The following is a 14,500-nucleotide window of genomic DNA, read 5'->3' as shown; positions in this document are numbered from 1 at the left end:
GTCCACTCACGAAGAGGAAACTGAAAAAATAGGGTACATAGTTATTGTAAAACTCCCGTCTGGAGTTTTCAACACGAACGGTAGATTCCCTAGTATCTGGAAGGAGGAGGCTGGTGTGTTTAATGTCATTATTTTGACATGCGTAAGAAAGTTAAATGGAGAGCGTACAATATCAGGAATATATAATTTATTAACTGGAAAACGTTCGTCTCAGACATTGCAGGACGCAAAGGGTTACGAATTGGAGCGTTATTTTGGTATTTATGAAGGGTTAGCTCGAGATGAATTTGAAGACAGATGTAAGCAAATTGAAAAAAATCAGTGGATTTATCTTGTAGATCGAATCTCACCCATTATTACATCTGATGGAGCTCGCTATCTTGATAACTATCAGGGGCCTTCATTTGAATATTTTAGCGGAATGAATAATCACCGGAATATCAGAGAATTTGAACACAGACTTTTACTAGTCATTCAGACGATTACTTCTATTCATGCAGGCAACTATACGTTTATCCCTGTTATCGATGACTCTAAAGCACAAAGGTGGGTTAAACGTTATTATGCTTCTCTTTCCCATAACCTGAATCAAGAAGTCAAAGGAATGTATAGTGAAATCTTGGATCTTTTGAACAATCGATCGTATTTGGAGTCAGAACTGTTCACTTTTCGGTTGAGTGGGGCTGAAGTGATAGGGCTTACCTATGAACAAATGAAGCGTAAGTATGACATTACAACGGAAGATGCTTACGTTTGTATTCAGCATGTACTTTATTATTTATTCCACGAGGCTAGAAATTCACCAGATTCCTACCCCTTCCTATTTGCGTGCACTCGTGGTTTAGATGGTGAGACAATGATCACTCAGTCAGCTAAGCATACGTACCACTATTTAGAGCTAGGGTGGACATTGGAAGCGATTGTTTCGAAGCGCCGCTTGAAAAAAAGTACAATTCAGGACCATATCGTTGAAGCAGCCCTAGTTATCCCGGATTTTTCAATCGAACGTTTTCTCAGTGCCAAAGATCAGCAAAGAATCATAGCAGCAGCTAATAACATGAATACGCTACGTTTAAAACAAATTCATCAAACTTTGAACGGTGAATTTGATTACTTTCAAATCAGATTGGCTCTGGCTAAAGGTAAGAAGTTAACAGCGAAAGGACAATCTTATGCAGATGTATAATTTATCTTTTCAATTAGAAAAGCACTTCGGATTTTCACAGTTTCGTGAAGGGCAACAGCCGATTATCGAGTCGATTTTATCTGGTCAGGATGTTCTTGGTATTTTACCTACAGGAACTGGTAAATCTCTTTGCTATCAGCTGCCCGCAAAGATTCAATCAGGAACCACGATTGTAGTATCTCCTCTTATTTCTTTAATGATTGATCAAGTGAAGCAGCTGAAAGCATCTGGCTATAAGTCAGTCGTTGCACTGAATAGTTTTATGGATCGTGCGGAGCGGAGAAAAATGCTGGAACATCTTGATCAATACGATTTAATATATATGTCCCCAGAATTTCTCCAGAATGACTGGGTTATGCAGCATCTTGTAAAGCTTAGTATCAGTTTATTTGTCATTGATGAAGCTCACTGCATATCACAATGGGGCCATGAATTTAGAACGGATTATTTAAAATTGCATCAAACCATTTCTAAACTTGGCGAACCAACAGTACTAGCACTAAGTGCTACAGCAACTCCAGAAGTCCAAACAGACATTATGGATAAATTAAAGCGTCCTCTTATGGAAAAGTATATTTATCCAATGGACAAGCAGAATGTCAGTTTCGCGGTCGAGCATTACGCAACTCCTGATCATAAAATAGATCGGATGATTCAGCTGCTTTCTGATCAGGCGGTTCCTACAATGGTCTATTTTTCCAGTAGACAATGGGCTGAAAAAGCAGCCTATCTGCTCCAGGCTAGGCTGAAGCAAAGGGTGGCTTTTTATCACGGAGGAATGGAGCAAATGGATAGGATGTTGGTACAGCAGCAATTTATGAATGATCAGCTCGATGTAATTTGCTGCACAAGTGCCTTTGGTATGGGAGTGGATAAATCTAATATTCGACTGGTTATTCATTTTCACCCCCCATCCCAGCTGGAATCATTTATCCAGGAGGTAGGAAGAGCCGGAAGAGACGGGAACCCTTGTGCTAGCCTAGTACTTTACGGGCCAAAGGATCATTATCTCCCTCAGATGTTAATAGAGAGTGAATTGCCACAAATGGACCATGTTCAAAACGTGTTAAGATATCTGCAGATGATATGGAAGAACAACACTTTAATTCCTTCGAATGACGAATTCGCTGAACTTCTGGAATTATCGGAGTCGCAATGGAACTTTTTACGTTTTCAGTTAGAAGAACACGGTGTGCTGAAAGAGAGAACTATCTTAAAAGATCCTAAAGAAACTTTTGTTGAGCGAAATCTGGAGGGTCTAATAAACAAAAGGTGGAAGTACAAGCAGGCAAAACTTACTGAAATGCTTCAATGGATCCATCATACTTCTTGCAGAAGAAAAAGTCTCTACGAATCCTTTCAAGCTGATATTCGAGAACCCTCAGTACCCTGCTGTGATTCATGTGGATTTACAATGGATACGTTAAGCTTTGAGAAGAGCGAGTTCCAAGCAGATGTTGATACTTGGAAAGAACGGTTAGCTATTATCTTTAGACAGGGGGCGAGGTATGAAACGAAAAAAACAGGCAGAAGTTATTAAAATGATGACGGATCAGGAAGTGACGCTTCAACTGATCCTAACCCAGCTTTTACTTTTAATCCTCTCTATTCTAGGCAGCTTTTTTTTATTTGATTCCTTTTGGTCAGAATGGAAATCCATATTCGAAGTAACGTTTAATGATTGGATATGGTTTGGGGTATTGCCAGGACTTATTGTTCTCATGATCGATTTTATTTTGATGAACAGGCTTCCAAAACAATACTATGATGATGGCGGGATTAATAACAAAGTATTTAAAAATCGATCGATCCCAGGTATCATTGGAGTTACATTATTAGTGGCTATAAGCGAAGAAATGTTATTTAGAGGTGTTTTACATACGGAATATGGATATTGGGCAGCCAGTTTATTATTTGCTCTTTTACATTTTCGTTATTTGTCAAAAATTGTTCTCTTAATCTCTGTATTGTTTGTCAGCTTTTTTATTGGATATATGTTTGAATTAACAGGCAGTCTTACGGTCACAATTACGGCTCATTTTATTATAGATGTGGTACTTGCCATGTGGATACGTCTAGGGAACAGGGGGGAATCAAGTGACTCAATCCCATCATAGTGAAGGTGTGAATAATGTGAACGAGAAGAAATTAACGAGTGAAAATATGAACACTTTGGATTTGCCACCGCAACGAAGTGAAGATAAATCTAATACTTTTATGACCAAGTGGAGTGCCAATCCTCTTTGGGTTCGTTACATCATTGTTTTCATATTTATTTTCATGATCCTGTTGCTGATTTTCTAGAAGTATAGGTCAAATACAAAATAATTCCCCGCCTACTATGGACGGGGGATTATTTTGTATGATATTAAAAAAATTGCTTTCGATCTTTCTCGAATTTAAGAATTTCAACTGCTTCTCGAAAACGTTGAGAGTGAACAACCTCTCTTTGTCTTAAGAATTTAAGACTGTCATTTAAACAAGGATCATCTGACATATTGATAATCCACTGGTAAGTAGCTCTTGCTTTTTCTTCGGCCGCGATGTCTTCGTAAAGATCTGCAATCGGGTCACCTTTAGCCTGTATATAAGTAGCTGTCCACGGACTTCCCGCAGCGTTATTGTAGTAAAGGGCATGGTCATGGTTTGCATAATGGGCGCCTAAACCAGCTTCTTTCATTTGTTCAGGTGTAGCATCTTTGGTTAATTTATAAATCATGGTAGCGATCATTTCCAGATGGGCAAATTCTTCCGTTCCTATATCAGTCAATAATCCAATAACCTTATCAGGGATGCTGTAACGCTGATTTAAATAACGGAGTGCAGCTGATAACTCCCCATCAGCTCCTCCGTACTGCTCAATCAAGTATTTAGCAAGTCTTGGGTTACATTCCGTTACTTTAACTGGATATTGTAATTTCTTTTCATAGTACCACATTGAATCCCTCCTTTTTTTATTCTTTACAGTTGCCAGGGCCAGGGGCTGTCTTTCCAATTCCAGGGGTAACCTGAAAAACTGGCCCCATACTGGCGCAACGGTCCGAAGTGCTTTTCATAATTTGCTTTCAAATCCCTACTTTGGACCGCCAGCTCATTAAATTGCTGAATAGCTTGGAAGTCATTCGGATGCGTATCTAAGTAAAGAGTTAGCTCCACAAGCGCAAAGTCTACGATTTGAATTTTCTCCATTAATTCGTATCTATCGGTTGCAGCTTTTGGTGGATTGTTCATGAATGTTCCCCTTTCCCTTGTGGAGTTGGATAAGGGTCGTAGAAGCAAGGCCAAAGCGTTCCTTTATAAAGTGCATCCCGCAAAGAGAATTGTGGAAGGCTCGGCTGTTGAAAACCAACATATAGATTGGGAGGAGTTTGATAGCAAGCCCTCTGCCGAGGAGGACATGGATCAAATGGACCGTGATACGGTTGATAACACTTAATCAAAGTAAACATGTATATCCCCTTCCTGTACTCATTATCAAAATTTATGATTATTCGGCATGTCCTATGCGAATAAAAGGAGGAATAAACCAGGTCTCTGGAGAAATGATTTAAAGAAGGATTCGATGCATAATAGAATATGAAGAGGTGAGCGTATGTTTGTGAAGAGTATTATGAAGCCTGCACATCGATCATACACTGCGAAGACAGATGATCGCTTAAGCGGCATTTTAGATTTATTGAATGAGCATGATCTTCAGGCAATGCCTGTACTTAATGATCGAAAGTTCTTAGGAATGGTTTCAAAGGAGATTATTTATCGGGCTTATTTTAATGCGGATCAAAGTAAAGAAACCTTTTTAAACGAAACGACCGCAGGCGATATTGCTGAAAATGAAGACTTCTATATCCATGATGAAGAAGTATTTGAACGCACACTGCCAGCGTTTAAAGGTTTTCCTTTACTGGCTGTTGTAGATAAAGAACGGAATTTTCAGGGGCTTGTCACACGTTTTGATGTGATTGAGCAGTTTGAAAGCGCATTTGGAAGTAAAAAGAAAGGTATTCGAATTGCTTTTACTTCTGAAGAGTCAAGTGGCCGAATTGAGAGACTGGGAGACATTATTAAAAGCTATCATGAAAATGTCATATCCCTGGCTACTTTTGATGAAACGGATAAGCTTGCACGTAGAATCGTTCTAAAAATTGAAAGAAAGGATAATATAGAACAATTTACAAATAAGCTGGAGAAGACAGGGTTTAGGATTTTAAGTGTTAAAGAAGTGTAATGACTAACTGCTATGACTTGTTCATAGCAGTTTTTTTGTGAAATACTTTTATGATACGATTAATTTTATTCTATCTTTGGGAGAGTGGGGCAAGTGTTAGCTGGGGTCTTAATAGTAGCAAGCTTGGGATTGTTATTTCTTGCAGGAATGTACTTTAGGGCAGAACAAGACTACTTGGATAAACATGTAATCGAAGATTCTGCTTTTCCTTTCGCTCAAGAACTGCACATTGTCTTTATTTCAGATGTTCATAACCGCGAAATAAATCAAAATACCCTTAACAAACTGAAAAATGTGGATGTTGTGATCATTGGAGGAGATCTAGTGGATAAGCGAACGCCTCTAACTAGATTGAAGAACAATCTAGAGAAATTAAAGCAGTGGAAAGCCCCTGTCTATTTTATTCCTGGAAATAATGACCATGAACTGGAAAGAGCCAATCTTCTGGATGTTCTTGATCAACATCATATTCATGTCCTTTCAAATTCGGATAATGAGGTAACCTTCCAATCGGAGGACGGGTTTCTATTAAGTGGAATTGATCCTTATTTTATGAAGCCCAGACGTCAGGCTGCCTACATAAATGATCACACTAACTATCAAATACTATGTGTTCACGACCCTTACGTTTATCAGAAAATGAATCGGCAGGATCAGAAACAGTTTGATCTAGTACTGAGCGGACATACCCATGGCGGTCAAATTCGCTTGTTTGGGTTAGGCCCTTACACAAGAGGAGGATGGTTTGAATCTGAAAAGCCGCCTCTTCTTATAAGTGAAGGGTATGGAACCTCACTGCTCCCCCTGCGTCTGGGAACTAGAGCAGAACTGCATTCTATTATCATTAAATCTTCCTGACAGGGTTATTCAAATATTATATAAAGAATATACAAATTTTACACGTAATCAACTATTCATATATAATTATAGGAAAAGGAAAGAGTTGGAGGAAGGCAAATGGGGACAAAGCAAGCAAAATACAATATAAAGGCTGTATCACAGATGGTGGGAATTCAGCCTGGCACTCTTAGAGCCTGGGAGCGCCGATACCAAATTGTTCGGCCATCCCGAAACGAAGCCGGGCATCGTTTATATTCAGATGAGCATATTAAAATATTAAAGTGGTTAATGGAAAAAGTGGATAAAGGATTCACTATTTCCCAGGCTGTATCCCTTCTTGAGAGCAATGAAAATGCAGTGGACGCTTCCAGTCATACGGAAAGCAGTAACCAATTAGAGATCCTGGGAGATGATCTTCTGAATGCGCTGCTGTCATTTGAAGAGAATGAAGCACAGAAGAAACTGGACCATGCTTTTAGCTTGTTTACCCCGGAAACAGTAGCCATTGATATTATAGGACCTCTCTTAGTGAAAATTGGAGACCTTTGGGAAGAAAACCGGATTACTAGTGCACATGAACACTTTGCAAGCCATTTCCTCCGTTCCAGAATGGGGATGATGCTTCTCTCCATACCTTCTGATGCTATGCTCCCCAAGGCTCTTCTTGTATGTGGTCCTAATGAGCGTCATGAACTTGGACTGTTGATATTTGCACTATATATGAAACGTAAAGGATATGACGTCATTTACCTTGGGCAGAGCATTGCCGGGGGCGACATTGATATTGTTATTGATGAAATAGAACCCTCCTACATGTTTATGTCCTGCACGTTAAAGAAAAATATCCCCATTACGGTAAGTCTGGCCGAATCTTTACAGAAGCAGTTTCCTGAATTGAAAATAGGACTGGGCGGCCTGGCTTATGATCGGTTATCGGAACTTGATAAAAAACGAATGGAGCCATTCCTTGTCGGAAACACTAAAAAAGATTGGGAGGCCTGGCTGACCAAGCATTAGCGGCAATGAAAATGAAGGTTGCAGTAAAAAGGTTGCCCCTGTAAACACACTTTAGATATAATTCGAAAAAAGGTGCCATAATCGCATCAGTCATCATACTATATAGATAACACACATTGTGACAGGGGGCGATCATGTGCGAGTGGAAAGAATGACAAATGAGAAATTTAAAATTTTTCTAACCTTTGATGATTTGTTGGATAGAGGATTATCAAAAGAAGAATTGTGGAGTGACCTTCCAAGAGTCCATAGAATTTTCAGCGATATGATGTATGATGCGGGAATTGAGCTCGGGGTCGAGTTAACAGGTGTGTTACTTGTGCAAGTTTATCTATTACAGGCACAAGGCATGTTAATTGTTGTTACCAAAACTGAGCCAACTGATATGGAAGATGAAGAAGATTACATGGAAATGAAAGTTACACTGGATGAAAGTAAAGAAATGATGTTTTCATTCGAAGATTTTGAACATGTCATCCAGGCCGGTATTCACTTACACAAGCTGGGTGTTACGGGTGGAAATGTATATTATTACAATGATTTCTACTATATGCTCCTTATGGATGAAGACATCATTCATCTGGATATCGATCAAGTTATTGCTTTACTATCTGAATTTGCCTCTGCCTCCTCAGCTACCTCGTACAGATTGGCGGAGTATGGAAAGCAAATTATGAAAGATAATGCATGCGGGACAATTAAAAATTATTTTTCTTAATCCGTTTTAAGTGGACGATGCTTTATAAGCTTCGTTCTTTTTATTTTTAATAGAAGCTCATGATAGAACATGTTACTATAGATAAGGATGTTTGAAATTTTAAGATGGTAAGAAATGGAGTGTCCATAATGAAGATTGCAGTATTGTATGGAGGGACTTCTGGAGAACGGGAAGTTTCTTTATCTACAGGTAAGGGAATAATAAAAGCGTTAAAAAACAAAGGTCATGAAGTGATCGCTATCGATTTTTCACCCGAAAAAATTAAAGATATACTGGAATTGAAAGTGGATCTTGTTTTCTTGGGACTTCATGGACGCTTTGGTGAAGATGGTAAAATTCAAGGCTTGCTTGATATGCTTAACCTTCCTTATGTAGGGTCAGGTGTATTATCTTCAGCTCTAGCTATGGATAAAGCAAAATCAAAACAAATCTTCTCATTAAATGGACTTCAAACTGCAAACAGCAAAACGTTTGATGTTACGGGCTTATTGAATATGAGTGACATAGTGGAAGATATCAAGAAGCATTTTCCTACGCCATTCGTGATTAAGCCGAACCAGGAAGGATCCACATTGGGACTAACCATTGTGAAGAATGAAGGTCAGATTGAAAAAGCCGTCCAAACAGCTGCTCACTCTGATTCTACTATTCTGGTAGAGGATTATGTTCAGGGAAGAGAAGTGACGGTCCCGGTCATAGGTCAAAAAGGAAAAGAAACGCCGCTTCCGGTTATTGAAATCATTCCTAAGAATGATTATTATGATTTTGACTCAAAATATAAACCAGGTGGAAGTGAACATATTGTTCCTGCCAAACTGCCGGATAATCTTACCGATCGACTAAAACAAGAAGCGGTGAAAGCTCATCAGTTATTAGGATGTGAAGTTTATTCTCGTGTAGATTTCATAATTAATGAAAAAGGGGAGCCGGTGATTCTGGAAGTGAATACACTTCCGGGGATGACTCCAACTAGTTTATTCCCTGATTCCGCCAAGGAAATAGGCTGGAGCTACGACGATCTTATAGAAAAATTCGTAGAACTATCCCAACTTGATAAATAATAGAGAGTGTAATCGCTTACATTTTTCAGGTTAAAGACACTAGAATGCTAAAACACGCTTTCCATAATAGAGGTGAAAGTGTATACTATTGACTGAAAGAATACCCTGAAAGCGAATGCACGGATATTAGGAGGTAAATGGATGGTAGCGGATAAGCCGACAGATGCTGCAAACGAAAACAATGATAAACTCGATGTTTTAAAATCCACACAGACGGTGGTTAAAAAAGCACTTGATAAATTAGGTTATCCTAACGAAGTTTACGAACTCTTGAAAGAACCGGTGCGGATGATGACGGTAAGGATTCCTGTACGGATGGATAATGATCATATTAAAATATTCACAGGCTATCGTTCCCAGCATAATGACGCGGTTGGTCCTACCAAAGGCGGGGTGCGTTTCCACCCGAACGTCTCAGAAAAAGAAGTCAAAGCTTTATCCATCTGGATGAGTTTAAAAGCTGGAATTGTAGATCTGCCTTATGGTGGAGGAAAAGGCGGGATCGTTTGTGACCCTCGTGAGATGTCTTTCCGGGAACTTGAAGGCGTGAGCCGCGGTTATGTTAGGGCTATCAGTCAAATTGTAGGTCCTACAAAGGATATTCCAGCACCTGATGTATTTACAAATTCTCAGATCATGGCATGGATGATGGATGAATACAGCCGTATAGATGAATTTAATAACCCTGGTTTTATCACTGGTAAACCACTTGTCTTAGGCGGATCACATGGCCGGGAAACAGCCACGGCTAAAGGTGTAACTATCTGTATTGAAGAGGCAGCTAAAAAGAAAGGCATAAGTGTAGAAGGTGCCAGAGTGGTGGTTCAGGGCTTTGGTAACGCCGGAAGCTTTCTAGCTAAATTTATGCACGATCGTGGAGCTAAGGTTATTGGGATTTCCGATGCCTATGGAGGATTGCATGATCCTGATGGTCTGGATATCGATTACTTACTTGACCGCCGGGATAGTTTTGGCACGGTCACAAATCTTTTCAAAAATACAATATCCAATGAAGAACTGTTGGAGTTGGATTGTGACATATTAGTTCCTGCTGCTATCGAAAATCAAATTCGCGAAGAAAATGCTCACAACATAAAGGCAAGTATCGTGGTAGAAGCAGCAAACGGCCCGACCACTTTAGATGCCACTCGAATATTATCTGAAAGAGGGATATTGCTTGTACCCGATGTTTTGGCGTCTTCGGGAGGAGTAACGGTTTCTTATTTCGAATGGGTCCAGAATAATCAAGGATATTATTGGACAGAAGAAGAAGTGGAAGAGAAACTCCATAAAGTGATCGTTAAAGGGTTTGATAACGTTTACAAAACAGCAGAGACCCGGCGGGTAGATATGCGTTTAGCTGCTTACATGGTTGGTGTAAGAAAGATGGCAGAAGCTTCTCGTTTTAGAGGATGGATATAGGTTGATTTGACCACAATTATCTCCTATCATTTACATGGTAGGAGATTTACTTTTGTTTATTAAATCGAACGTAAGTTCCAGATACTTCTGGAAAAAGGAGTGAGTAACGTGCATCAGGAAGAAAAAGTCATCATAATTGGCGGTGGCCCCTGCGGTATGAGTACAGCCATAGAGCTAAAGAAAATGGGCATTGAACCATTAATTATAGAAAAAGGGAATATTGTTAATTCTATTTTTCATTACCCAACTCATCAAACGTTTTTCAGTTCGAGTGAAAAGCTGGAGATTGGAAAAATTCCGTTTATCACGGAACGTCAGAAACCCGTGCGAAACGAGGCTCTCGCCTATTACCGTGCAGTAGCTGGCAGGGAAGAGTTACGCATAAATGCTTTCGAAAAAGTAATGCACGTGGAACAGGAGCAATCAGGATTTATAGTTAAGACTGAAAAGCGGACAGGTGAACAGGTGGAATATAAAGCGGAGGACCTGGTCATTGCGACCGGTTACTACGACCAGCCGAATCATTTAGGTATAAAGGGAGAAGAGCTTACAAAGGTTATGCATTACTTCAAGGAAGCCCACCCCTACTATAATAAAGATGTCGTAGTTATCGGTGGAAAAAATTCAGCAGCAGATGCCACTCTGGAATTGGAAAAGTCCGGAGCTAATGTTACGGTTTTATATCGCGGTGAAGAATATTCAAAAAGTATTAAGCCATGGATCTTACCTCAATTCGAAGCTCTCGTAAGAAAAGGTGCCGTAAGTATGGATTTTTGTGCGCATATTAAAGAAATTACTGAGACCGAGGTCATTTACGAATGCCGAGGGCAGGAAAAACGTATTGCGAACGATTTTGTTTTCGCTATGACAGGCTACCGCCCCGACCATAACTTTTTGACTAAGATGGGCGTTGAGTTTGATAGAGAGACCGGGCGCCCTGATTATAATGAAGATAGTATGGAAACCAATGTTCCTGGTATTTATATCGCTGGCGTAATTGCAGCTGGATACAACAATAATGAGATATTTATTGAAAATGGTCGGCATCATGGCGGAAAAATCGCTCGTGCCATTGGCAGTAAGAATTAAGCCATCCGTTTAGCTATCTCCCGCTTCAAAGAAGGTTTGGGAGATTTTTTGTATAAATTATCATTCCGCATTGTTTAAAGGGGGCTTTATTTTGAGTAAAGTAGTTTTACTTACTACGGGAGGTACCATAGCTAGTGTACCTAATAAGCAGTCTGGTAAATTATCCTCTGGTGCTTTAACTGGTGAGGAGCTGGCTGAAATGCTGAAGCTTCCAACGGATATTGATGTAGTAATCGACTCTGTATTTCAAAAACCAAGTATGCACGTAGGCTTTGAAGATCTTATATGGCTTAAAGAGAAAATTGAAGCTTACTTTGAAGATGATATGGTTTCAGGTGTGGTAGTGACTCATGGCACCGACTCTTTGGAGGAAAGTGCATACTTTCTTGACTTAACCATTAATGATCAGCGACCAGTAGTTATAACTGGATCTCAGAGGTCGCCAGGCGAGATGGGCAGTGATGCTTATATTAACATGAGACATGCCATTTATTCAGCGTGTAGTCAGGATTTGCATGGAGCAGGGGCTGTAGTGGTCTTTAATGAACGTATATTTCCAGCTAAATATGTAAAGAAAGAACACGCTTCGAATATCCAGGGGTTTAATGCTTTTGGGTTTGGTTACTTAGGCATTATTGATAACGACGAAGTTCATATCTATCAAAAACCGATAAATAGAGAAACATATGATCTTATAACGGATATTCCAAGGGTGGACATCGTTAAAACTTATTCAGGTGCGGACGGAGCTCTTATTAAAGCTGCACGTGAGAGTCAGGCGAAAGGCATAATATTAGAAGGTGTAGGAAGAGGGCAAGTAGCACCCGGAATGATGGCTGAAATTGTTAAATCAATTGAAGCAGGAGTGAGAATTGTCATTACTACAACATCAGAAGAAGGTTCCGTTTATACGACTTATGATTATTTAGGTAGTGCCTACGATCTCTATAAGCATGGTGTCATTCTGGGAGATGATGACGATAGTAAGAAAGCCCGGATAAAATTAGCGGTTATTCTAGCTTCCAATTTCGAGGGCGATATTACTTATTAAACTTCCACTGGAGCATAAGCCTTTTTCTAAGGCTCTTCCTGGTGAAAGAACTCTATGCTCTGCACTTCCCGTTTCTATTTATCAGAGTTTTCTCTATTATTTTTCTCGAAGGTATTCTTTCTTCCAGACAAATCATGTGTGAAATTCTAATCAAGCCTGATAAAAAAGTACCAGCCAAGCTGGTGCTTTTTTGATATTTATCCATTCGGACGTATCCCTTATTCCTTTTCCACATTCTTCATGATACCATTGAAATAAGGCGAAAGAATGAGAGAGGGCTGATTTTTATGGCCTTGCTGACTGCAGCCATATCTCCTGCTATAGCAATTATGACATTCATATACTTAAGTAAAAGAATTGAGCTAGAACCGCTCCCACTGATCATCCGCATGTTTATTATTGGCATCATCATGGTATTTCCCTTGATGTTTATTCAATATGCTTTTGAAACTGAAGGGGTATTTCAGACTCCGCTATTGAGGTCGTTTTTCTTAGCTGGGTTAATGGAAGAATTTTTTAAATGGTTTTTTCTATTATTTGTTGCTTATAGGCACTCAGATTTTGACCATCACTATGACGGAATTATCTATGGTGTGGCAATTAGTTTAGGCTTCGCAACAATAGAAAATATTATTTATATCTTTTCAAATGGCATTGAGATTGCCCTATTAAGAGCAGTTTTTCCAGTATCTTCTCATGCTTTGTTTGGAATTCTTATGGGCTTTTACATGGGTAAAGCAAAATTCGCCAGCAAAAACCAAAATTTATGCTTAAGTTTAGCCTTACTAATTCCAGTGGGTTTTCATACCTTGTATGATTATATTATTACGGTATTGAACCAGACATGGCTGTACTGGATTACACCATTTATGATTGTTTTATGGGTGATAGGATTCAGAAAGATAAGATTGGCCAATGAACATCATGAAGACCTTCAAAAAACATGATAAAAAGTAAACCGCCGTTGCAACGGCGGTTTTTTTAATGGATAAACATGTATAAAGTTTATAAATGGATGGACACTAATCTTATAAATAATACTACTGGTCAGGGGTGTAACTCAGATGATATGGAAGAAAATGATAATCATTGGATTGGGAGCCGCTATGCTCATCTTTCCTGTTTCAGAATGGACATCTGTCAACTCTGTAGAAGCTTTTTCAAATCAAGTTATACAGCATGGGACCACCGGAGATGATGTGATTGAACTACAAGCCAGATTACAATATCTGGGGTTTTATAACGGTAATATCGATGGGGTTTTTGGATGGGGCACCTATTGGGCCGTTCGGAATTTCCAATATGAATTTGGTCTTGAAATTGATGGTTTAGTAGGGGGAGAAGTGAAAAATAAACTGACCAAAGCTAGTAAATATGATAAGGGATTTGTTCAGGAGCAAGTGAGAAGAGGGAATGATTTCACGTATTACGGGGGTACTCCTAAAACTCAGCAGGTTAAACAGCAGAAACCAAAAGGAAACCAGGAACCTCCTCAGAAACAGGAGCCAACAGCTGTTAATGTTCCAAGCGGGTATTCTCAGAATGATATCCAATTGATGGCTAATGCTGTGTATGGAGAAGCACGAGGTGAGCCTTACGTTGGTCAGGTGGCAGTAGCATCTGTAATTCTTAACCGGGTGTCGAGCGCAACGTTTCCGAACACCGTCTCAGGAGTTATTTTTGAACCACGAGCCTTTACTGCGGTAAGTGATGGACAGATATGGCTTCAGCCTAATGAAACGGCAAAAGAAGCGGTTATGGACGCGATCAACGGATGGGATCCTTCTGGTCAGGCTATATATTATTTTAATCCGAACACGGCAACATCAGATTGGATATGGTCAAGGCCGCAAATTAAGAAGATTGGTAAGCATATATTCTGTAAATAGGA

The 14,500-nt window shown here is 39.6% G+C and carries 17 protein-coding genes; 14 read left to right on the top strand and 3 right to left on the bottom strand.

Translation table 11 applies throughout. The features are described 5' to 3' along the window. Positions 1 to 115: 115 nt before the first annotated feature. The 4 genes from HBHAL_RS11325 to HBHAL_RS11310 are packed head-to-tail and all read left to right on the top strand — an operon-like array spanning position 116 to position 3,490. Positions 116 to 1,186 (top strand): helix-turn-helix domain-containing protein, encoded by a 1,071-nt coding sequence (locus HBHAL_RS11325; protein ID WP_014643556.1) that lies wholly within the window; start codon positions 116 to 118, stop codon positions 1,184 to 1,186. Continuing rightward, the gene (locus HBHAL_RS11320) at positions 1,179 to 2,726 is read left to right on the top strand and encodes a RecQ family ATP-dependent DNA helicase (RefSeq protein WP_231853946.1); all 1,548 of its coding nucleotides are present in this window, start codon (positions 1,179 to 1,181) and stop codon (positions 2,724 to 2,726) included. Before HBHAL_RS11325 ends, HBHAL_RS11320 begins: the two co-directional genes overlap by 8 nt. Further along, positions 2,695 to 3,303, top strand: a complete 609-nt coding sequence (locus HBHAL_RS11315; protein WP_014643554.1) for a CPBP family intramembrane glutamic endopeptidase — start codon at positions 2,695 to 2,697, stop codon at positions 3,301 to 3,303. Before HBHAL_RS11320 ends, HBHAL_RS11315 begins: the two co-directional genes overlap by 32 nt. Continuing rightward, on the top strand, positions 3,284 to 3,490 hold the full coding sequence (locus tag HBHAL_RS11310) for a hypothetical protein (RefSeq protein WP_014643553.1): 207 nt from the start codon (positions 3,284 to 3,286) through the stop codon (positions 3,488 to 3,490). The genes HBHAL_RS11315 and HBHAL_RS11310 overlap by 20 nt, the downstream gene beginning before the upstream one ends. Positions 3,491 to 3,554: 64 nt before the next feature. Here HBHAL_RS11310 and HBHAL_RS11305 read toward each other — a convergent pair whose 3' ends face one another. From HBHAL_RS11305 to HBHAL_RS20885, 3 genes are read right to left on the bottom strand one after another with little or no spacing between them, the layout of a single operon-like run. Then, the gene (locus tag HBHAL_RS11305) at positions 3,555 to 4,124 is read right to left on the bottom strand and encodes a manganese catalase family protein (RefSeq protein WP_014643552.1); all 570 of its coding nucleotides are present in this window, start codon (positions 4,122 to 4,124) and stop codon (positions 3,555 to 3,557) included. A 23-nt stretch (positions 4,125 to 4,147) separates the two neighbouring features. Continuing rightward, positions 4,148 to 4,417: a spore coat protein CotJB gene (locus tag HBHAL_RS11300; RefSeq protein ID WP_014643551.1), complete on the bottom strand. Its 270-nt coding sequence runs from the start codon at positions 4,415 to 4,417 to the stop codon at positions 4,148 to 4,150. Further along, positions 4,414 to 4,635 (bottom strand): spore coat associated protein CotJA, encoded by a 222-nt coding sequence (locus HBHAL_RS20885; protein WP_087946081.1) that lies wholly within the window; start codon positions 4,633 to 4,635, stop codon positions 4,414 to 4,416. Before HBHAL_RS20885 ends, HBHAL_RS11300 begins: the two co-directional genes overlap by 4 nt. Before the next feature lie 143 nt (positions 4,636 to 4,778). Between HBHAL_RS20885 and HBHAL_RS11290 the strand changes: the two genes are divergently transcribed. The 10 genes from HBHAL_RS11290 (at position 4,779) to sleB (ending at position 14,498) form a co-directional block, all read left to right on the top strand. Beyond that, positions 4,779 to 5,411 carry a CBS domain-containing protein gene (locus tag HBHAL_RS11290; protein WP_014643550.1) on the top strand — a complete coding sequence of 211 codons (633 nt, stop codon included), beginning with the start codon at positions 4,779 to 4,781 and terminating at the stop codon, positions 5,409 to 5,411. A 174-nt stretch (positions 5,412 to 5,585) separates the two neighbouring features. Continuing rightward, entirely contained in the window at positions 5,586 to 6,269 is a 684-nt protein-coding gene (locus HBHAL_RS11285; protein ID WP_158512370.1) for a metallophosphoesterase, read from the top strand. A 99-nt stretch (positions 6,270 to 6,368) separates the two neighbouring features. Continuing rightward, on the top strand, positions 6,369 to 7,268 hold the full coding sequence (locus tag HBHAL_RS11280) for a MerR family transcriptional regulator (protein WP_014643548.1): 900 nt from the start codon (positions 6,369 to 6,371) through the stop codon (positions 7,266 to 7,268). 136 nt (positions 7,269 to 7,404) lie between these two features. Next, positions 7,405 to 7,986 (top strand): genetic competence negative regulator, encoded by a 582-nt coding sequence (locus tag HBHAL_RS11275; RefSeq protein ID WP_014643547.1) that lies wholly within the window; start codon positions 7,405 to 7,407, stop codon positions 7,984 to 7,986. A gap of 128 nt (positions 7,987 to 8,114) precedes the next feature. Then, positions 8,115 to 9,047, top strand: a complete 933-nt coding sequence (locus HBHAL_RS11270; protein WP_014643546.1) for a D-alanine--D-alanine ligase — start codon at positions 8,115 to 8,117, stop codon at positions 9,045 to 9,047. Between the two features lie 141 nt (positions 9,048 to 9,188). After that, a complete protein-coding gene (locus HBHAL_RS11265; protein ID WP_014643545.1) occupies positions 9,189 to 10,469 on the top strand; it encodes a Glu/Leu/Phe/Val family dehydrogenase in 1,281 nt (426 codons plus the stop codon). A 156-nt stretch (positions 10,470 to 10,625) separates the two neighbouring features. Beyond that, positions 10,626 to 11,558: a YpdA family putative bacillithiol disulfide reductase gene (locus tag HBHAL_RS11260; protein ID WP_051005640.1), complete on the top strand. Its 933-nt coding sequence runs from the start codon at positions 10,626 to 10,628 to the stop codon at positions 11,556 to 11,558. A 91-nt stretch (positions 11,559 to 11,649) separates the two neighbouring features. Next, positions 11,650 to 12,609, top strand: coding sequence for an asparaginase (locus HBHAL_RS11255; protein ID WP_014643543.1), 960 nt, complete (start codon positions 11,650 to 11,652; stop codon positions 12,607 to 12,609). Between the two features lie 287 nt (positions 12,610 to 12,896). Beyond that, positions 12,897 to 13,556, top strand: coding sequence for a glutamic-type intramembrane protease PrsW (prsW, locus tag HBHAL_RS11250; protein ID WP_014643541.1), 660 nt, complete (start codon positions 12,897 to 12,899; stop codon positions 13,554 to 13,556). A 117-nt stretch (positions 13,557 to 13,673) separates the two neighbouring features. After that, entirely contained in the window at positions 13,674 to 14,498 is an 825-nt protein-coding gene (gene sleB, locus HBHAL_RS11245; RefSeq protein ID WP_014643540.1) for a spore cortex-lytic enzyme, read from the top strand. The last annotated feature ends 2 nt before the right edge of the window (positions 14,499 to 14,500 follow it).

The organism is Halobacillus halophilus DSM 2266 (assembly GCF_000284515.1).
Taxonomy (GTDB): Bacteria; Bacillota; Bacilli; order Bacillales; family Halobacillaceae; genus Halobacillus; species Halobacillus halophilus.
The sequence above is the reverse complement of the archived record's forward strand: the minus strand, read 5'-3'. Positions and strand labels throughout refer to the sequence as shown.

Coding starts and splice junctions, on each gene's coding strand:
- HBHAL_RS11320 (WP_231853946.1), top strand. CDS start 1,179: ATGTATAATTTATCTTTTCAATTAGAAAAGCACTTCGGATTTTCACAG.
- HBHAL_RS11315 (WP_014643554.1), top strand. CDS start 2,695: ATGAAACGAAAAAAACAGGCAGAAGTTATTAAAATGATGACGGATCAG.
- HBHAL_RS11305 (WP_014643552.1), bottom strand. CDS start 4,124: ATGTGGTACTATGAAAAGAAATTACAATATCCAGTTAAAGTAACGGAA.
- HBHAL_RS11300 (WP_014643551.1), bottom strand. CDS start 4,417: ATGAACAATCCACCAAAAGCTGCAACCGATAGATACGAATTAATGGAG.
- HBHAL_RS20885 (WP_087946081.1), bottom strand. CDS start 4,635: ATGTTTACTTTGATTAAGTGTTATCAACCGTATCACGGTCCATTTGAT.
- HBHAL_RS11290 (WP_014643550.1), top strand. CDS start 4,779: ATGTTTGTGAAGAGTATTATGAAGCCTGCACATCGATCATACACTGCG.
- HBHAL_RS11280 (WP_014643548.1), top strand. CDS start 6,369: ATGGGGACAAAGCAAGCAAAATACAATATAAAGGCTGTATCACAGATG.
- HBHAL_RS11270 (WP_014643546.1), top strand. CDS start 8,115: ATGAAGATTGCAGTATTGTATGGAGGGACTTCTGGAGAACGGGAAGTT.
- HBHAL_RS11265 (WP_014643545.1), top strand. CDS start 9,189: ATGGTAGCGGATAAGCCGACAGATGCTGCAAACGAAAACAATGATAAA.
- HBHAL_RS11260 (WP_051005640.1), top strand. CDS start 10,626: ATGAGTACAGCCATAGAGCTAAAGAAAATGGGCATTGAACCATTAATT.
- prsW (WP_014643541.1), top strand. CDS start 12,897: ATGGCCTTGCTGACTGCAGCCATATCTCCTGCTATAGCAATTATGACA.
- sleB (WP_014643540.1), top strand. CDS start 13,674: ATGATATGGAAGAAAATGATAATCATTGGATTGGGAGCCGCTATGCTC.